General features: G+C 47.8%; 16 protein-coding genes. 14 read left to right on the top strand and 2 right to left on the bottom strand.

What is annotated here, in order from left to right:
• The first annotated feature begins 28 nt into the window (after positions 1–28).
• Both BBG47_RS03305 and BBG47_RS03310 read left to right on the top strand, forming a co-directional pair.
• On the top strand, positions 29–1,366 hold the full coding sequence (locus BBG47_RS03305; RefSeq protein ID WP_021256774.1) for a PhoH family protein: 1,338 nt from the start codon (positions 29–31) through the stop codon (positions 1,364–1,366).
• A gap of 154 nt (positions 1,367–1,520) precedes the next feature.
• Entirely contained in the window at positions 1,521–2,885 is a 1,365-nt protein-coding gene (locus BBG47_RS03310) for an extracellular solute-binding protein (protein WP_065290506.1), read from the top strand.
• 88 nt (positions 2,886–2,973) lie between these two features.
• Here the strand turns inward: BBG47_RS03310 and BBG47_RS03315 are convergent, their stop codons facing one another.
• Positions 2,974–4,086, bottom strand: a complete 1,113-nt coding sequence (locus BBG47_RS03315; RefSeq protein WP_065290507.1) for a coiled-coil domain-containing protein — start codon at positions 4,084–4,086, stop codon at positions 2,974–2,976.
• 165 nt (positions 4,087–4,251) lie between these two features.
• Here BBG47_RS03315 and BBG47_RS03320 point away from each other — a divergent pair, with 165 nt between their 5' ends.
• Positions 4,252–5,385, top strand: a complete 1,134-nt coding sequence (locus BBG47_RS03320) for a class I SAM-dependent methyltransferase (protein ID WP_065290508.1) — start codon at positions 4,252–4,254, stop codon at positions 5,383–5,385.
• A gap of 115 nt (positions 5,386–5,500) precedes the next feature.
• On the opposite strand, the gene BBG47_RS03325 is transcribed toward BBG47_RS03320, so the two are convergent.
• Positions 5,501–5,737 carry a DUF2626 domain-containing protein gene (locus BBG47_RS03325; RefSeq protein ID WP_021256770.1) on the bottom strand — a complete coding sequence of 79 codons (237 nt, stop codon included), beginning with the start codon at positions 5,735–5,737 and terminating at the stop codon, positions 5,501–5,503.
• A gap of 336 nt (positions 5,738–6,073) precedes the next feature.
• Here BBG47_RS03325 and BBG47_RS03330 point away from each other — a divergent pair, with 336 nt between their 5' ends.
• The 11 genes from BBG47_RS03330 to BBG47_RS03380 all read left to right on the top strand — a co-directional run bounded on the left by BBG47_RS03330 (position 6,074) and on the right by BBG47_RS03380 (position 19,028).
• A complete protein-coding gene (locus BBG47_RS03330; protein WP_021256769.1) occupies positions 6,074–6,718 on the top strand; it encodes an RsfA family transcriptional regulator in 645 nt (214 codons plus the stop codon).
• A gap of 121 nt (positions 6,719–6,839) precedes the next feature.
• A complete protein-coding gene (locus tag BBG47_RS03335) occupies positions 6,840–7,829 on the top strand; it encodes a ketopantoate reductase family protein (RefSeq protein WP_065290509.1) in 990 nt (329 codons plus the stop codon).
• A gap of 47 nt (positions 7,830–7,876) precedes the next feature.
• Positions 7,877–8,263 (top strand): DUF3397 domain-containing protein, encoded by a 387-nt coding sequence (locus BBG47_RS03340; protein ID WP_065290510.1) that lies wholly within the window; start codon positions 7,877–7,879, stop codon positions 8,261–8,263.
• A gap of 176 nt (positions 8,264–8,439) precedes the next feature.
• On the top strand, positions 8,440–10,071 hold the full coding sequence (gene bshC / locus BBG47_RS03345; protein WP_065290511.1) for a bacillithiol biosynthesis cysteine-adding enzyme BshC: 1,632 nt from the start codon (positions 8,440–8,442) through the stop codon (positions 10,069–10,071).
• Positions 10,072–10,170: 99 nt separating this feature from the next.
• Positions 10,171–11,457 (top strand): adenosylhomocysteinase, encoded by a 1,287-nt coding sequence (locus BBG47_RS03350; RefSeq protein ID WP_065290512.1) that lies wholly within the window; start codon positions 10,171–10,173, stop codon positions 11,455–11,457.
• A gap of 196 nt (positions 11,458–11,653) precedes the next feature.
• Complete coding sequence (locus tag BBG47_RS03355) at positions 11,654–12,724, top strand: DUF4349 domain-containing protein (protein ID WP_083189058.1); 1,071 nt, start codon at positions 11,654–11,656, stop codon at positions 12,722–12,724.
• A gap of 188 nt (positions 12,725–12,912) precedes the next feature.
• Positions 12,913–13,344 carry a division/cell wall cluster transcriptional repressor MraZ gene (gene mraZ, locus BBG47_RS03360; RefSeq protein WP_044356991.1) on the top strand — a complete coding sequence of 144 codons (432 nt, stop codon included), beginning with the start codon at positions 12,913–12,915 and terminating at the stop codon, positions 13,342–13,344.
• A 64-nt stretch (positions 13,345–13,408) separates the two neighbouring features.
• On the top strand, positions 13,409–14,362 hold the full coding sequence (gene rsmH / locus BBG47_RS03365; protein WP_065290513.1) for a 16S rRNA (cytosine(1402)-N(4))-methyltransferase RsmH: 954 nt from the start codon (positions 13,409–13,411) through the stop codon (positions 14,360–14,362).
• A gap of 14 nt (positions 14,363–14,376) precedes the next feature.
• Entirely contained in the window at positions 14,377–14,766 is a 390-nt protein-coding gene (gene ftsL2 / locus BBG47_RS03370) for a cell division protein FtsL (protein ID WP_065290514.1), read from the top strand.
• 13 nt (positions 14,767–14,779) lie between these two features.
• Entirely contained in the window at positions 14,780–16,963 is a 2,184-nt protein-coding gene (locus BBG47_RS03375) for a penicillin-binding transpeptidase domain-containing protein (protein WP_065290515.1), read from the top strand.
• A gap of 130 nt (positions 16,964–17,093) precedes the next feature.
• Positions 17,094–19,028: a stage V sporulation protein D gene (locus BBG47_RS03380; protein WP_065290516.1), complete on the top strand. Its 1,935-nt coding sequence runs from the start codon at positions 17,094–17,096 to the stop codon at positions 19,026–19,028.
• Positions 19,029–19,035 lie beyond the last annotated feature (7 nt).

Consider the following 19,035-nt stretch of genomic DNA (forward strand, 5'->3'; position numbering starts at 1 on the left):
CGGGCATGCGAACTGAAAGGGAGATCGTATGAGTAAAATTTTTGTACTGGATACGAATGTGTTGCTGCATGATCCGAACGCATTATTTGCATTTGGCGACAATGAAGTGATTATCCCGGCAGTTGTACTGGAAGAGATTGATTCGAAGAAACGAAATGCAGATGAAATCGGGCGCAATGCCCGTACTGTTTCCCGCTTGCTAGACGGGCTTCGCGATGTAGGCCATCTTCATTCGGGGGTTAAACTGCACAACGGTGGAACATTGAAGGTGGAGTTGAATCATCGCAGCTTTGTTAAAGTACAGGAGATGTTCGGGGAAGTATCGAATGACAATCGGATCTTGGCCGTGGCATTGAATTATCATTTAGAGCAGGAGGAACGGCAATCCGAGCCAGCAACTGTCATTCTAGTAAGCAAGGACGTGCTTGTACGAATCAAGGCAGATGTATTGGGATTGCATACAGAGGACTATATGTCAGATCGTACCGTACAATCTGGCGATGAGTTGTATAATGGCTGCGTCACCTTATTCGTTCATCCTGGGGTGATCGATGAATTTTATTCCTTCCGGCATCTCCCCATCCGCAGCTTAAATGTCAATATGTCATTTCACCCGCATGAATTCGTCATCTTGAAAGATAACATGGGGACGAGTAAGTCTGCTTTGCTCAAGGTAAGCGCAGACGCCAAGAAGCTTGAGCCGCTATTTCTCAGTAATGATCCCGTGTGGGGCATTACTGCACGAAACGCTCAGCAGCGTATGGCGCTTGAGCTGCTGCTCAATGACGATATTCCCCTTGTCACTATGGCAGGGAAGGCAGGTACAGGCAAGACGTTGTTGGCGCTTGCAGCTGGCCTCATGAAGGTGGAAGATGAGCGCAAGTATAAGAAGCTTCTCATTGCAAGGCCAGTAGTGCCAATGGGGAAGGATATCGGGTACTTGCCAGGGGAGAAGGAAGAGAAGCTTCGGCCTTGGATGCAGCCGATTTATGATAATTTGGAATTTCTGTTCGATACGAAAAAAGCTGGGGACATTGAGAAAATATTGCTGGGTATGGGCAATATTCAAGTTGAGGCGCTCACTTATATTCGTGGCCGTTCCATACCAGGACAGTTCATCATCATTGATGAGGCTCAGAATTTGTCCAAACATGAAGTGAAGACAATCGTATCCCGAGTCGGGGAAGGAAGTAAAATTGTCCTCATGGGAGATCCAGCGCAGATTGATCATCCTTATCTGGATTCAGCAAGCAATGGTCTCACCTATCTGGTGGAACGGTTTAAGACAGAAAGTGTAAGCGGCCATGTCACCCTTGAGAAGGGAGAACGCTCCCGACTCGCTCAGCTTGCAGCTGATCTCCTATAGAGTCATTAGTGAGCGACAGCCCTCAGAGCCTCTGGATAGTCCCAGGGGCTTATTTTTTTGCTCTAATGACGCATTCAGATAGGGACAGCTAGTGCGTTCGGTGCTACAATAAGGATGTGGAAAAGTCAAAAATGGTAACGTGGGAGGAGAATGAGTGCCGAACTTAAAAAAGCTGCTAGTTGCGGTTATTATGATTTTCGTTTCGTTACTCTTGCTGTCCCAATTTCATATAGATGATCAATTATTCGTACCATCACAGCCCTCAACGAATGAGGTAGCCAATCGCCCGCCTAAGGCGAAGAAGAGTCAAGAAACGTGGAAGCAGCTAAGAGTGCAGGTGAACCTGTCACCTATATCATTTATCCAACTCAATCAAGCCAATCAGTCTTTTATTGACGAAACGGGCATCTATGTAGAGCTTGTCAATACGACAGATAAATTGACTGATGCTGATTGGTTCAATCAGCTGGTTCAGGAATATAGTGCGGACATTATGCTGTCAGACAGTGTTTCCGTAATGGGCTTTGCCAAAAAGGGGTGGCTGCTGCCGATTGAGCAGTCATCGAATGCTGGCTTCTCCTCTCCGGCATGGCTAATGAATCAACTGAAGTGGAATGGGTATACGTGGGGAGTACCTGCTCAGATTGATCCTTATGTGCTGGTATGGAACAAGGAATTAATGGCCGGCAGAACCAAAGAATCCTTGCCTTCTAATTGGGAGGAGTGGAAGAGGATCCTTGACCCTAGCAGTCAGGATGGGGCTTCTGCTCTGCTTGAGCGTGGTACAGCTGCTGTAGAATTGCGTGCTATGCCTCAAGCCTGGTTTGCCTGGCATGATGGAGATAAGGAAGCCTTCTTATCGTTAATTCGGCGGTTGGGCTTGCTATGGCCGGAAGTGAATCAAGCGCCATTGATGCGTGCCGATTGGTATGCGAAGGGAGTTTCCGACAATGCGCAAGGATCCGGTCTTAAGTGGAACCAACAGTTAGCCCAGCTGGAGTCTTATCGAGCTCATTTTATACCTTGGGGAGAGAAAGCGAGCAAATCAGATACGTGGGATTTGCTGCGTGCCGGTCGAGTAGCCTTTGGGATCGTTCCCTATTCGGAAGCAGTGGCCGAGGTTAGTGAACCGCTAGCGATTGAAGCGCCAGCCGATGTACATCTTCCTGCTGGGCAGTGGGCAACAAGCAGAAGCTATATGATTGCTTCCAGTTCACAGCATGAAGCGGAGGCAAGGCAATGGATTGATTATATGACGAGTCTTGCGGTTCAGCGAGAATGGTACGATACATTGTCTGTGCTGCCTGCTCACGAACAAGCATACATAGATCGCTGGAGAGATATCCGTCGCTGGCTGCCAGATATGTTCCTGCCTCAAGCCAATCAAGGAGCGGCGTTATTTCATGCAATGGAACCGATTTATGGATGGATTGGGACAGCTGAGCTTTGGCTGAAGGGGGCTGCAACAACAGAGCAGCTCCAGAAGGAATGGAATCATTCAAGCACGATCAGCAGATAGCGGGATTGAGTATCCATCCATGGTACAATGCACTGGATACGGCCATCTGCTGATTCTCTGAACGAGGAGAAGCTCTAGCCTTACCGCCTTACCAGCTGAGCGCCAGCTTGACGGTAAGGCTTTTGTCTTCAATTGTCACTTCTTTGGCTTCAATAAAAGATACGAGCTGCTTCGGGTAGAAGCCAAGATCGAATTTTTGCTCCAACTCTGTACGCGTCGACTCGGGCAGTTCAAGCCCATTGAACAACATTCGATCAACATGGAACAAGATTCGATTCTCAGGTTCCGATTCTATCGTATAATGCCCTTCGATACGTACGCTCATGCCAGAGCGCGAGCCTTCAGCGGCGATCATGCCTTCCTTGAATTGGAATGCAAAGGTTTCGAACATGGGATCCTGCTCACGGAGAAACTGATTGAGTTGTTCTTCCTTGACTGTGATCGTATAATTAGTACCCTCGATGCTAAGGCTTCCACTATTTTTGACAAAATCGGGGAGCTTGTTCATCGCATTCGCCAATGCTCGGAAATAATGACGAACTTCATAAAGTCCAACGTTCTGCCAGTAAGTTGTAAACTCTTGTATAAGTGCATTCATCGCTTTAGGATCACTGCTGGCCGATATGTCAGCGTCCAGCTTCTGCTGCAGCCGCTTGAGCCGATCGCGCTGATCAATCAGCTGAGTGCGTACCGTTGAAAGCTCCCTTTCCAGACGCATATGCTGATCTCTTGTCTGACGCAAGGCTTGCGTTTGTTCCTTATAGTCATTCATAATGTCCTGATCAGACTGGAAGAGGATCTGGAAATATTCGAATAACTGAAACATATCTTGCAGCTGATCCGCAGAGAGAACAGCCTGGAGCATCATGTCTCGTTCTCCAATATAATAAGCGCGAAGCACACGACCGGCTTGTTCTCGCTTATGTTCCAAGGCGGCTTCGCGGGTCTGAAGCTCAGCTTCCGTTCGTGAACGTTCTTTGGCTGTCGATGCTTCCTGAACGGAGATACGATCGATCTCCTTATCCAGTTCTGTGATAGAGAGACTCTGTTGAAGCAGCTGCAGCTCTTCAGCGGTAGGCTGAATGCTCCATTGTACAGGCGAAGCTGGCTCCGCACCTGTCGCACACGGAACGATCGCGATGAGCTGCATCGATAGTAGAAGTCCGATAAGCGAGCGCCATGCGCGTGTCGTTATGGTCATGAGGCGACCTCCTTAAATAGTTGCACAACATTATCGTATGTTCAGATCGGGTTGGACATGACCTGAACCCGTGGTTGTGTACATAGAGTTGTATACATGGATGATACTTGCATGACTTAGCAAGATACTTCTATTGAACCTGCATAGATAGAAAGGAAGGACTGTATGTCTCATTATCAGCCGAATCCCGTCCTCATTCAATACTTAATTAACCAAATTGAACAATCCGATAGCAGCTGCATCCCTTTCTCGCAGTTTATGGGCACCTGTCTGTATCACGCAACAGACGGTTACTATATGTCAGAACGACCGAAGATCGGGCGTAACGGCGATTTCTATACAAGCTCGAATATCGGCTCAATCATGGCTGAGATGCTTGCTGTCTATGTAGAACGACGCACAAGGGAGCGTGGCTGGGATGCTGATTCCATCACGCTGGTAGAATGGGGAGCTGGTACAGGACGACTCGCACTGCAGATGAGCCAGCGGCTTAAGTATGATCGCTTCGAAGGCTATAAGCATGTCATTGTGGAAAGAAGCCCGCATCATCAGAGACTAGTATCCGAATTGCTCGGAGGAGAGCGGGTTCCAATGACATGGTGGGATGAACAGGTGTTTGAACAAGAGGCTCCTACACGGCGCCTGTTCGTTGTAGCCAATGAACTGCTTGATGCATTCCCAGTCGAGCGCATCCGGCATCATGATGGCCGGTATGAACAGTGCTATGTGAAGTGGGATGAGGAGAAGGAGCAATTCATGCCGCTATGGCTGCCCGCAACGGAAGATATTCTTTTATGGCTCGAGGAACATGAAATTCAACTTGTGGATCAGCAAATTTTCGATGCGGGGATTGCGATGACGGCTTGGATGACCTCAATTTTAAGTCAGGTGGGGGAAGCAGAGTTCATATTTATTGATTATGGGGATGGAACGAATGAGCTGACAGCAGCACATCGGATGGAGGGGACACTGATGTGTTACCATCGTCATCAGGCTCATGACAACCCTTGGATTCATATTGGCGAGCAAGATATCACGTCGATGGTGGATTTCGATATTTGCCAGCGTGTTGCGAAGCAAGTGAATGCTGCGATCATCGGTTATATGACACAAAAGTCATTTTTACTCGAACAGGGGTTGCTAAATGAATTGCAGCAGCATACCAACCCAGATCCGTTCAGTGCGGAAGCGCGTCGCAATCGTGCCATTCGACAATTGCTGCTGAGTGATCAGATGAGTGAACGGTTTCATGTACTCCTGCTGTCTTGCGGTTCGGAATCGGAAATTGGAATATTATAAGATTCAACACAAAAGAAGCGCCATGAGATCGCCGATCTCTTGACGCTTCTTTCTGTATCTATTCATTCTTTCATTCATTATCCGTCCGCAACAAGTCAACAGACAGTGATGCTGCTTAGTAAGGGTTTTTCATAACGAAGACGCTCCAGTACGAAAAGCCGCTGAAGCATACGACCATGTACGCCCAAAACAGCATTGTATATGTACGTTCGGACAATTTCAAGTAACCCAGCAACACAAAAAAAGCAGTCTGCATGAAGAACAGGAGCGCCATCTCAATCATGTCTCCTGCGAACGCCATCAGACCGATTACTAATGTCCAGAAGCCGAGTACGCGATACATCCGTGCCACGATTCATCCCCCTCTCGTTACGTTCAACCCAACATTTACTATTGACATTATAGCGTTCTAGCCATCTGGTGTAAACTGCCAATCTTGATGGATTAACGAACTTTTTCGGAATCTCCCCTTCATTGTGATCTATTGTATGGACAGGCATACGTATGATTCATAGAAAAAATGGATATACATTTTAGTATCCGATAGATTCTATGAACTCTACCATGGGCATAGAGATGGAATAAGCGGTTGATTACCGACTGATCATCCTTCGTCACTTGCTTCAATGCATATGACGTGGGTGCTGTATACAACCGAATTGAATGAGTGTCGTTAGGAGGGTATCGCATGACAGCAATTAGACAAGATGCGTGGACAGCGGACGATGATTTGATTTTGGCAGAAGTGACGTTAAGACATATTCGAGAAGGAAGTACTCAGCTAGCTGCTTTTGAAGAAGTAGGGGAAAAGATTGGCCGCACCTCTGCGGCTTGCGGATTCCGCTGGAATAGCTGTGTCCGTAAAAAATATGAAGCTGCAATTCAGCTTGCAAAAGCACAGCGTCAAAAGCGAAACTATATGAAAAAGCAGCCTATTGGTGCACAGGTGGCCTCTATTGCATTGGCGGACAGTGAAGAAGTCGGCCTTAAGCCAGAGCTCATTACCGAAGAATCACTTTCCATGGATATGGTGATCCGCTTCTTGCGTCAATGGCGCAACAGTTATCAAGAGCTGTCGCGTCAATTGAAGCATACGGAGAAAGAACTGCATGAGAAGGAAGAGCAGTATCATCGTCTGCGTGAAGAGAATGAGTATCTCTCCAAACAGGTGAATGCCGTTCAAACGGATTACCGTACGGTAAATGATGATTATAAGGCGCTCATTCAAATTATGGATCGTGCTCGCAGATTAGCGATTTTAAGTGAAGAAGAGGACGACTCCAAAACTCGCTTTCGGATGGACGCCAATGGCAACCTAGAGCGAATTGAATAGTTCCATCCGCTTACAGAAAGCGTGAAGAGAGAGCATTGCTCACTCTTTGCGCTTTTTTGTGTTTTTGCATTCGGTTTGATATAACAAATAGGATACTTGTACACAAGGGAAGGTGCCTGATATGGTTATCGATATTATTGGCGGGGGGTCATTGGGGCTGCTTCATGCAGCGATGCTGATGAGAACACGTAATTCAATAGATAGCAGCAATACGAAGGTGAGGATGTGGACACGAACTCCGGAGCAGGCGGAGCTAATTCGTAGTCAAGGGATTCATCTCGAGGATCTGGATGGGAGGCAGGCCCATATCTATCCAGTACATGCCTATCCGTTGGCAGAAGCAGGAGAAGTACTTGAACGGACAGGTATGAGAGCGAGCAGCATATGGTTGTTCGTGAAGCAGACACATATTGATTCTGAGCTTCTTAGTCAGTTAGAGAAGTTTCCTAGAGAGCAGACAGCTTCATTGGTGTGCTATCAGAATGGGGTTGGTCATATGGAAGCACTTAGTGCGATATGGCCGCACGAGCAATTAATATGGGCGGTTACAACGGAAGCGGCTAAACGAGTAAATTGCAATGAGGTTGTACATACGGGGCACGGGCATACGTCAATTGGCATCTGGGAGCCTGCTGGAAGCCGAACAGAACAGAAGGAATTAGTCAATCCTTTATGTTTGTCAACAAAGAAGTTGCTAGAAAATGCAGGATTTCAAACGTTTTTGTCGAACAACATCGAAGGTATGGTTTATCAGAAATTGCTTGTCAATGTCATTATTAATCCATTAACGGCTGTGCTGCGCATCAAGAACGGTCAACTGCTGCTGCAAGAGGACAGGCTGTCTTTAATGAAGGAGTTGTTCGGCGAGGCTGCTGCGGTATACCGAGCGGCTCATATTTCTATCGATGAAGAGAAGGATTGGGAGCGGGTTGTTCAGGTGTGCCGGATGACTTCGTCCAATTCGTCGTCCATGCTTCAAGATGTAGAAGCGGGAAGAAGGACAGAAATAGAGGCTATAACGGGGGCACTTATCCGAATGGCTGATCGATATGAGGTTGCAGTACCGCTTCATCGTATGATGTACCGTCTTATTCTAGCAAGTTGCGAATAACATTTCCCGTGCTGATCCCTTGTTGAGAGGAGTGAGTCTACCCGAATATGTTTCAACTGATGTTTGACGGATTCGTTCTGCTTTCTTTACTGCCCTTCTTCCCATTTCTTATTACTTGGCTAATTGGTAGGGGGCTGCTTAAACCAAAGAAGAGGGCAATTAAGCTGGCAATGGATATAACGACGGTGTTTCTCATTGCCTCGGTAGGCGGTTTATATAATACGTTGTTTGACTCTAAGGCAGGATTTTATTGGATACTGTTCTTTCTGTTAATCGCAGCAGGGTTAATCGGTGGGTTGCAACAGCAGAAGTATGGCAGGTGGGAACCGAGAAAATTGATTCGTGTCATTTGGCGAATAACTTTCTTCTTGCTTGGCGTACTGTACGTTTTCTTGCTATTGATTGGAATAATTATTTATTCGGCAAGCATGTAGGATAAGCTATACTCATAAAGGTAGATTATTGATAGGACTCATGCGTCAATATCAATGGATGATGGCAGCTAGTTGTTGAATTGTGCATGAAGGAATGGAATACATAATCTTTGTTTTGACGGTCAGAAGCCGCATTGTGTACAATCGAGACGAGGCAAAAAGGGAGGCGGCTATCTTTGAAATGGCCAATATTATCTATTCCGGTTCAGCAACCGCTGACCGTACAGTACATGGAACGCGAACCATCTGTTGTCGAGACGTTCTACGAATATCATCCGGACTTGGATTGGGAGAAGAGAGCAGATTGGGTGGAGTGTTCGGGACAGCTAAGAGTGAATCGCACACGCTTGGCCGATGTGCTTACCCGCTATAATGAGCGGTTCAATAACAGCCAAGCTGTACGAGATTCCATAGAACGACTGAAGGATGAGCGGTCGTTAGTCGTTGTAGGGGGACAGCAGGGCGGCTTGTTTACGGGTCCGCTGCTTGTTCTGTATAAAGCAATTTCCATTATTCGAATGGCGCAAGAAGCAGAAGTCAAATTAGCAAGACCAGTGGTTCCTGTCTTCTGGATTGCGGGAGAGGATCATGATTTTGATGAGGTTGATCATACGTATGTGGTAACCTCCGATCCTGCTGTACAGCGTATACGAATGGAGAAGCCAGGTGATCGACGTGCCCCTGTGAGCCATGTGAAGCTGGATGCTGCTGCATGGGAATCGGTTCTTACAGAGCTACAGAGATCTTTGCCAAAGACGGAGTTTACACCAGGGCTGCTCGAGCACCTGCGCGAATCAGTGGCTACTTGTGCCACGCTGTCAGATTCCTTCGCAGCGACTATGGGCCGACTATTTGGTGAATATGGACTCGTGCTCATCGATTCGGCAGATGACGGACTGCGCGAGCTTGAAGCGCCTATGTTCGAGACGATTCTCCAGCACAATGACCGACTGGAGAAGGCTTACGACACCAGTGAGCAGCAGCTTGCTTCTTATGGCTATAGCCCTCAGGCGGTACGTTCCGAACACAGCGCGAATGTGTTCCTCGTGCGTGACGGGGAGCGACACTTGCTGCATAAGGAGAACGGGCAATTCGTCAATCATCGCCAAGGAATATCGTGCACGATGGAGCAGATGTTGGACATCGCACGGAATTCACCGCAGGAGCTGAGCAATAATGTATTGACGAGACCGCTTATGCAGGACTATTTATTCCCAGTACTGGCTACCGTGCTTGGACCAGGAGAAATTGCTTACTGGGCGCAGACGAAGCAGGCATTCAGAGAGCTGGGCATGAGAATGCCAATCATATGGCCACGCATGGGATTTACTTGTATTGAGGGGACACTAAATAAGCTTCTGGATAAGTATGAGTTGTCGGTTGAAGATGTTGTGTATCATTACGAAGCAAGAAGAGCTTCGTGGCTGCAAGCGCAGGATGCACTTCACTTGGATGAACGCTTCGAGACGCTGCGTGCAGAAGTGGATACCAGATATACCGAGCTGCTGGAGGACCTTGTCGCATCGCTTCCTGCACTTGGGAAACTTGGTGCTACGAATCATAATAAAGTACTTGAACAGATTGATTTCCTTCATCACCGTGCTAAGGACGCGATGGCGAAGCAGCATGAATCAGGTTTGCGGCAGTGGGAACGGCTGCATGTCTCCCTTCATCCGCTTGGCAAACCACAGGAACGTGTATTGAATATGCTAGGGTATGCCTGCCGTTACGGTGAGAATTGGTTTGCGATGTTGATGGAGGCTCCTGTCGTATGGAGAGGGGAACATCGCATCGCCCTGTTGTCATAAGCTATGTTAAGAGCATGAGCTGGAAAGACCCGATTTCCTGAAATCAAGACGGATCATGAAATGGCTTCTTAATCCAAAATGGGAGAGGATGAACTGTCCATGAGTAATACACCAACTCGTAATACAAATGCGGCAAACAAGAGCATCATCCGAGATATTGCATTGGCACCAGAAGGTCATTTGAAAATTGAATGGGTTCAAGCGCATATGCCTGTGCTTAACCGCATTCGGGAACAATTTGAGGCGGAGCAGCCGTTCAAAGGACTCAAAGTAGCAATATCGCTTCATTTGGAGGCGAAGACCGCTTATTTGGCGAAGGTCGTTCAAGCTGGCGGCGCAGATGTAACGATAACAGGAAGCAACCCGTTGTCGACGCAGGATGATGTATGCGCTGCGCTAGTTGAAGACGGCATCACTGTATACGCCAAGTACAACCCAGATCCGGAAGAATATAAGCAGTTGCTTATTCACACATTGGAGACGAAGCCTGATTTGATTATCGACGATGGCGGAGATTTGGTCTCGATTCTGCACGCTGAGCGCCCTGACTTGCGTGATCAAGTGAGAGGCGGCGCGGAAGAAACGACTACAGGCATTCTCCGCTTGAAGGCGATGGAGAAGGATGGCACGCTTCAATTCCCGATGGTTGCCGTTAATGATGCTTATTGCAAGTATTTGTTCGACAACCGTTATGGTACTGGTCAGTCGGTATGGGATGGCATTAATCGTACAACGAATCTGGTTGTAGCCGGCAAGACGGTGGTCGTGGTCGGGTACGGATGGTGCGGCAAGGGTGTTGCCATGCGTGCCAAAGGTCTCGGCGCGAATGTCGTTGTTACCGAGGTGGACGCGATCAAAGGCGTAGAAGCCTACATGGATGGATTTACAGTGCTGCCGATGATCGAAGCCGCTCGTGTAGGAGATATCTTTGTGACCGTCACAGGCAACCGTGATTGCATCCGTGGTGAGCATTATGACGTGATGAAGGACGGTGCCATCTTGTCCAATGCTGGACATTTCGATGTTGAAGTGAATAAGCCTGAGCTTGAGGCTCGTTCCACATCTGTACGTACGGTACGCAAGAACATTGAAGAATACAAGCTGCAAGATGGCCGCAGTATCTACTTGCTGGCTGAAGGCCGTCTAGTCAATCTGGCTGCAGGGGATGGCCATCCAGCTGAAATTATGGATATGACATTTGCGCTTCAAGCAATGTCCTTGAAATATGTAAATGATCAATATCAATCCATTGGGAAAAAAGTTGTCAATGTGCCGTATGAGCTTGACGAGCAAGTTGCACGCTACAAGCTGGAGTCGCTCGGAATCTCCGTAGACACGCTTAGCAGCGAGCAAAAGTCTTACTTGGAGAGCTGGCAAGAGCACTGATGGAATGAAGCGATGAAGCCTGTATCAGACAAGAAGGAAGAACCGCCATTAGCGATATGCTAGTGGCGGTTTTATTTTGGGTATGAAGCTTACCTATGCAACATATTTCTTGGCAATTCGTCTATTGATTGAGTATGGAGAACAAAGCCATTACATCCAAGATATCCATGCCAAGATGATAGAGGGGGCATACGGGATGAAAAAGAGAAATTGGGGATGGCAAACAGTCGTGCTGGCGTCGCTTCTGCTGTTGCTGCTTCTTGGTGGCTGTAGTTCGGCATCAGACAGTCAAGGGTTAAAAATGGCGGGGAATACAGCGCCAGAAGCGGCTCAGATGGAAGCGACTAGTAATGATGCTGCTGTAAGCAGAGAGGAACCATTACAGGTGGGTGCGGGGCAGCAAGTGCAGGTAAAGACCGATCGCAAGCTCATTTATGAAGCGCAGCTTCGCATGGAAGTTGCCGACTACGGGGCTGTGAAAGAGAAGCTGAATCGATTCATTGCGCAATCACAAGGCTATGTGCTGCAATTTTCGGATCAGGAGACAGACAGCGAGCGAGGCGGATCCTATGTCATTAAGATTCCTGCTGTTGGATTTCAATCGTTCATTGATGAGCTAGGCAAGTGGGAGTCGATCTCCTATACTCGTCAATATTCGGCTAATGATGTGACCGAGGAGTATGTTGATTTACAGGCGCGGCTTAAGGCGCGCCGCACAGTAGAGTCAAGACTGCTGTCCTTCATGGAGAAGGCCACGAAATCGGAAGATTTATTAAACTTCTCGAATGAGCTGGGGAATGTACAATCGGAAATTGAACAAATTGTGGGGAAAATGAGGTATTATGATAACAATGTAGCGATGTCCACGATTACATTGGATATGGTTCAACGGCTTAAAGCGAAGCGTGGTCAAGCGCTTGAGGATGCATTTGGAACTCAAGTGGCGGATACCCTAGTAGGCAGTTGGGACGCTCTTGTAAAATGTGTGAAGTCTATTGTTCTCGTGCTTGTTGCGCTGCTTCCTTTTCTTTGTGCGCTGCTCATTATCGGAACTCCGATCTGGCTTATCACCAGAAAGAAGAGAGGAAGGAATGGAAACTTGAGCGGGAATACCGGGGAGAATGTGTTGGGATCAATAACACCAGCAGATGCTGAGGCGGCAGAGGCAGCATTAGAAGACACAAGTAAAGACAAGGCTGCCGATTCTTCTGAAGTGCAGAGTGACACAGGCAACTCGGCTGTAGACAATGGCGAAGATAGAAGGTAAGAGCATGATTAGGCATGCTGATGTCCTGTCTTTGTATGTGTTAATGGAAACATATCCAAAATTTATATAGGCCTAATTCGCAATAAAATCCTGCTTTCTAGCAGGATTTTTTTCTTTTATGGCGAAGTACATTCGTTGTGGAGGAAAGTGGGGCACTGTGGTGGATTTAGGGGGAGGAGTGGTGGCTGATGTTCATGGGCGAGTATCAACATAGCATCGATGACAAAGGCCGTCTCATCATACCTGCTAAGCTGCGTGACTCTTTAGGAACTACATTTATACTGACTCGAGGGTTGGATCAGTGTCTCTTCGTCTACCCTATGAATGAATGGGAAGCACTTGAGCAGAAGTTAAAGGCACTTCCCTTAATGAAGGCTGATGCTAGAGCCTTTACCCGCTTCTTCTTTTCCGGGGCAAGTGAATGTGAATGGGACAAGCAAGGTAGGGTTACAATCCCTTCCCATTTGCGAGGCTATGCACATTTGGAAAAAGAATGCATGGTTATCGGTGTCCAGAATCGGGTAGAGATTTGGAGCAAGGATGCTTGGGAACAATATGTAGAGCAGTCGGAATCCGCATTTAACGAGATTGCGGAGACGTTGGTTGATTTTAATTTTTAGGTGAACATCAGGACTATCATAACGCATTGCAGCTAGATGGGAACCGAAATTGGGAGGTATTGCGTTGTTTCATCATATTACCGTGTTGAAAGAAGAATCGGTAGAAGGCTTGCGAATACGTCCTGACGGCATTTATGTCGACTGTACGCTAGGAGGAGCTGGACACAGCGAGCGAATTGTTTCTCAGCTGTCATCTGCCGGAAGACTAATTGCGCTGGATCAGGACGATTGGGCGTTGGATAATGCGAAGGTTCGTCTTGCGTCTTATTTGGATCGGGTAACGCTTGTCAAAACCAACTTCCGCCATTTGGAGGAAGCATTGATTCAAGCGGGTGTGCCGCAGGTGGATGGAGTTCCACAAGTGGATGGGATCCTATTCGATCTTGGCGTATCATCGCCTCAGCTTGATGAAGGAGAGCGTGGATTCAGCTATAACCATGACGCGCCGCTGGATATGCGTATGGATCAGAATGGCGAATTGACAGCTTACGATATTGTCAATGGCTGGTCAGAAGCCGATATCGCGAAAATTTTATATCAATATGGGGAAGAGAAATTCTCGAAACGGATTGCCAGAGAGATTGGGGCAGCTCGCGCTAAGCAGCCCATTCAGACAACCGGAGAACTCGCAGAGCTGGTGAAGGCAGGTATTCCTGCTGCTGCAAGACGAACAGGCGGACATCCTGCGAAGCGAAGCTTTCAGGCGCTCCGAATTGCTGTTAATGACGAGCTTGGCGCTTTTGAAGATGCCTTACATCAAGCGGTACGCTGCTTGAAGCCGGAAGGAAGAGTGGCCGTAATTACGTTCCACTCGCTGGAGGATCGGATCTGTAAGCATATTATGAATGAGTATGTTGGAAGATGCACCTGTCCACCGGGTTTGCCAATGTGTGCATGTGGCCACAAAAGTGTGTTGTCGTTAGTGAATCGCAAACCAATTGCCCCGAATGATAACGAGTTGGCAGACAACCCGCGGTCGCGTTCGGCTAAGTTGCGTGTTGCTCAAAAATTGGGATGAGGGGGAGCAGATAAATGGCCTATGTGCGCGGCAACCTGGCGATGCGTCCTGAGAGACAGACACAACAGAAGCCTCGATATCGTCAAACGAAGAAGAAGGTAACCCGGAAATCTACTCTACCTACTCGAGAGAAGCTGCTTTATTTGGGCACAATCGGTTTCTGCGCGGGCGTAGCTCTGTTCATCATTAGTGGGTATGCCAATATTTACAACATGAATCTGAAGGTTCAAGAAACGAAGCGGGCAACGGTTGCACTGACGAATGAAGTGTCGGAGCTAACGGTGGAGAAGGAGAAGCTGTCCGATTGGAATCGGATTGAACGCGAAGCAAGAAAGAATGGTTTGCGCTTCCCTGAGACATTATCTGAAATTGAAGTATACAAACAACAAGTAGGAAACGATTAAACGAGGGATGAAGATGGTCAAACGAATTAAGTTGCGCACGTTGACGATCGGGGGCTTATTCACCCTCTTTTTTATTGTCATTATTGGGAGACTGTTTTGGTATCAAGTTATTAATCAGCCATTTTGGATGGCGGAAGCCAAGCAGTCTTGGGCTGTGAAGAAGGAGATTGCCCCAGTTCGAGGCACGATATATGACATGAATGGTGAAGTGCTTGCTATGGATGCACCTGCATACACAGTAGCGGTCGGCCCTAAGATCATTCAGGAACTGCGCACCTCGAAGAAGTTAGTTGAGAAGAATATTGATGTAGAGCGGCTTATCGTAGAAAAACTGAGCGTCATACTGAAGAAACCTGAGAACGAATTGTATGAGCTCGTCCGCAAGAAGAAAGACAAGGATGAGTTCTATGCGCAGGTAGAAGTTCGCAGTGAAGGCTGGAAGGTGAACGATGAGACTGCACAGAAGCTGAGAGACTTCACAGAAGAGTTGAAGAAGACGACAGAATTGAGAGATGTCGGACTCTACCTCTTGCCTGAGGTGAAGCGCTTCTACGCGAAAGAATCATTGGCGTCGCATGTGCTAGGTTATACAGATAAGCAGGGCAATCCGATCGGCGGAATTGAGAAGCTGTATGACGAGCAACTGCGCGGAGCGGCAGGGATGCTCCAATATGAGAAAGATCGGATGGGTAATAAGCTGCCGAAGGCTTCGGAAGTATACAAGCCATCTAAGGATGGAGACAACATATACCTCACTATCGATCGTAATATTCAGCAATATATTCAAGATGCAATGCGTGAGGTGTACAATAAATACTCTCCTCATAGTATGACGGTAATAGCAGCAGATCCGAAGACTGGCGATATATTGGGGCTTGCGAATATGCCGGATTTCAATCCGAATTCGTATTGGAATGCCAAGGACATTGCAGCTTTTTACAATCATGCGGTTCAGTCTCGATATGAGCCGGGCTCAACATTCAAAATTGTGACACTGGCTGCGGCTGTGCAGGAAGGCATTTTTGATCCGAATGCGACATTTGTATCTGGTAAGATCTATGCGGGAGGACGCCCCATCCACGACGTTAACCGTGATGGATGGGGAACAATCACGTACTTGGAAGGACTCAAGCGTTCCAGTAACGTTGCCTTCGTTAAGCTTGGATTTGAGCAATTGAAGGAAGAACGCTTGAAGGCGTACATTGAGAAATTTGGCTTTGGCAAACCGACAGGCATTGAACTTCCCGGAGAGAACAGTGGTCTTATCCGATTTGAATATCCGGCAGACGTGGCTGCGGCTTCGTATGGACACGGTAAGGTACTAGTGACGCCTATCCAGCAAATTATGGCGGTTGCATCTGTAGCCAATGGCGGGAAGCTTATGAAGCCGCATATTGTTCGGAAAATTCATGATCCCGTTACAGGTGAAGTGACCGAGCGCAAGCCGGAGGTAGTGCGTCAGGTAATCGAACCAGGCGTTGCTAAACAAGTAAGCGAATATTTGGAACAGGTTGTGGCGGATCAGCAGATTGGTACAGGTAAAAATGCATACATCGAAGGATATCGCGTTGCCGGCAAGACTGGTACAGCATTGAAGGTCATTAATGGTGATTATGCCTCCACTCGTGCGATGGTATCTTTCGTCGGCTATGCTCCTGTTGAGGATCCACGTATTGTACTTCTGGTTGTTGTGGATGATCCGCAGGATTATTGGGAAGGTGGAGGCTTTGTAGCGCCGCTTATGTTCAAGAAGATCGTATCGCAGTCGCTGCGTTACATGGGTGTTCCTTCTTCGATCTCCGGCCAAGACAAGGGCAATGAGAAGAAGACGGGGGCACCAATAACCGTTAAGGCACCTGATATTCAGGGCTTGAAGCCTTACGATGCCAAACAGCGATTAGCTGAGCAAGGAATCGTCTTCGAAACGGTTGGAGCAGGGGAGAAAGTGAAGCGTCAATATCCGGCGCCAGGCGAGCCATTGGCAATCGGCCAACGGATATACCTGCTTACTGACGAGCCTGATAAGCTGCCTTTGCCGAACTTTAAGGGCAAATCGCTGCGTGATGTCATGGAGATCACCTCCATGCTCGGTTGGGAAGTTCGTGTTGATGGAGAAGGCTACGTCACCGAACAAAAAGAAACCAATGAAAATGGGACGCGTATCGTTCATATTAAATTGGAGCCAAAACATCCGTAAGGCGTGTGGAAGAGAAGGAAAAAAAGTGGTCTTGTGTAGGCTTACGGATCATCCTCTTGAAGCTTGTTCTATCCGCTGGTTGTCCCGAATAGGTTGTTTATGAACCGATGTCGGACGAGGGAGGGTATATATGAAGGTTACAGGGGTGACGATCCGTAAGAGGTTAATCGTTGGAATGGTGCTCATATCGATTGGATTTATCGCGCTCATTGTCCGCTTGGCGTATGTGCAGCTGTGGGAGGGCAAAGAACTGGCGAATCTGGCAGAAGATTCGTGGCGGAGGGAGATTCCCATTTCCCAGAAGCGCGGTGAGATACTGGATCGCAAAGGCGAAAGAATCGCCTACAATATCAGTTCTCCAACGATATGGGCTATTCCTGTGCAAATTGAAGACCAGAAAGCCACTGCAGCACAAATTGCACCTCTCCTTGGGATGAAAACGGAAGTTGTAGAGCGCATGATTGCGAAAGGGCAGTCTGTGAAGCAGATTAAGGGCGGCGGTCGTAAAATATCGCTTGAAACAGCGGAAAAAGTGCGGGAGTTGAACTTGCCGGGGATCGTCGTGGCAGAGGATAATAAAAGATATTATCCTTATGGCGATTTGGCGGCTCATATACTCGGCTTCACTGGTATAGACAATCAAGGGTTGACAGGTATTGAACAGAGGTATGATTCTGCATTAACCGGCTTGCGAGGGAACATCGCTTATTTGTCTGATGCAAGCGGCAATCAGATGCCGAATTCCTCAGAAAAGTACATCGTTCCCCGAGATGGATTAAATTTGCAATTGACGATTGACAAGCAGATACAGACAATTATGGAGCGGGAACTTGATCGTGCGATGGAGGAATTGAAGCCGAATCAGGCGCTGGCGATTGCCATGGATCCGAATACGGGTGAAATTTTGGCAATGGCAAGCAAGCCAAGCTACGATCCGGCTCATTATAAGGACTTCCCCTCTGATGTATATGATCGCAACCTGCCCATTTGGATGACTTATGAGCCGGGTTCTACGTTCAAGATCATAACGCTTGCTGCTGCGATACAGGAGGGCAAGGTTGATCTGTACAATGAACATTTTTTTGACCCTGGACGTGTAGAAGTCGGTGGAGCGAAGCTGCGCTGCTGGAAACGCGGGGGTCATGGCAGTCAGACCTTTTTGGAAGTCGTCCAAAATTCGTGCAATCCGGGCTTTGTTGCACTTGGCAATCGACTGGGTAAAGAGACATTGTTCGATTACATACGCAACTTTGGTTTCGGACAGAAGACAGGCATTGACCTTAGTGGAGAAGCAAGTGGGATTTTGTTCAAGCTGAGCCGGGTAGGCCCCGTTGAGCTTGCCACTACTGCGTTCGGACAAGGGGTATCTGTCACTCCTATTCAGCAAATTACGGCAGTGTCTGCGGCCATCAATGGAGGCAAGCTGTTCAAGCCGCATGTGGCGAAGTCATTCATTCAGCCGGAGACAGGGATGGTTGTTGAAGATATTAAGCCGGAATTGGTCAGACAAGTCATCAGTCCAGAGACCTCAAGCAAGGTGCGTGATGCTCTTGAACATGTGGTTGCTCAAGGCACGGGGAGAAATGCTTTCATCGATGGTTATCGCGTTGGTGGCAAAACAGGTACCGCACAGAAGGTTATCAATGGCAGATATTCGCCGAACGAGCATATTGTATCGTTCGTTGGCTTCGCACCTGCTGATGACCCGAAGGTTGTTATCTATACAGCAGTTGATAATCCGCAAGGCATACAATTCGGTGGTCTTGTAGCCGCACCGATTGTGAAGCGGATTATGGAAGATACGCTCCATTATATGGGCGTTGAACCGCGGAAGGAACAAGTTTCTCGCAAGTATCGTTTCGATGAGACGCCGGTTGTTGTCGTTCCTAACTTAGTAGGGAAGACCTTGACTGATATCTACGAAGATATGAATATGAATTTTCAATTAGCCAAATCCGGTACGGGCAACACCATTATTCATCAGGCGCCTAAGCCCGGAACCCGTGTAGATCGAGGATCTACGATACGAATCTATATGGGAGAAGAGAAAGAGACGGAGGAATAATTCATGC

The sequence above is a fragment of the Paenibacillus sp. KS1 genome (genome assembly GCF_001680695.1).
GTDB lineage: Bacteria > Bacillota > Bacilli > Paenibacillales > Paenibacillaceae > Paenibacillus_B > Paenibacillus_B suaedae.

What these genes read in the sequence shown, in the direction of transcription:
- BBG47_RS03305 (WP_021256774.1), top strand. Translation starts at nt 29, where the DNA reads ATGAGTAAAATTTTTGTACTGGATACGAATGTGTTGCTGCATGATCCG.
- BBG47_RS03315 (WP_065290507.1), bottom strand. Translation starts at nt 4,086, where the DNA reads ATGACCATAACGACACGCGCATGGCGCTCGCTTATCGGACTTCTACTA.
- BBG47_RS03320 (WP_065290508.1), top strand. Translation starts at nt 4,252, where the DNA reads ATGTCTCATTATCAGCCGAATCCCGTCCTCATTCAATACTTAATTAAC.
- BBG47_RS03330 (WP_021256769.1), top strand. Translation starts at nt 6,074, where the DNA reads ATGACAGCAATTAGACAAGATGCGTGGACAGCGGACGATGATTTGATT.
- BBG47_RS03335 (WP_065290509.1), top strand. Translation starts at nt 6,840, where the DNA reads ATGGTTATCGATATTATTGGCGGGGGGTCATTGGGGCTGCTTCATGCA.
- BBG47_RS03340 (WP_065290510.1), top strand. Translation starts at nt 7,877, where the DNA reads ATGTTTCAACTGATGTTTGACGGATTCGTTCTGCTTTCTTTACTGCCC.
- BBG47_RS03350 (WP_065290512.1), top strand. Translation starts at nt 10,171, where the DNA reads ATGAGTAATACACCAACTCGTAATACAAATGCGGCAAACAAGAGCATC.
- BBG47_RS03355 (WP_083189058.1), top strand. Translation starts at nt 11,654, where the DNA reads ATGAAAAAGAGAAATTGGGGATGGCAAACAGTCGTGCTGGCGTCGCTT.
- mraZ (WP_044356991.1), top strand. Translation starts at nt 12,913, where the DNA reads ATGTTCATGGGCGAGTATCAACATAGCATCGATGACAAAGGCCGTCTC.
- ftsL2 (WP_065290514.1), top strand. Translation starts at nt 14,377, where the DNA reads ATGGCCTATGTGCGCGGCAACCTGGCGATGCGTCCTGAGAGACAGACA.
- BBG47_RS03375 (WP_065290515.1), top strand. Translation starts at nt 14,780, where the DNA reads ATGGTCAAACGAATTAAGTTGCGCACGTTGACGATCGGGGGCTTATTC.
- BBG47_RS03380 (WP_065290516.1), top strand. Translation starts at nt 17,094, where the DNA reads ATGAAGGTTACAGGGGTGACGATCCGTAAGAGGTTAATCGTTGGAATG.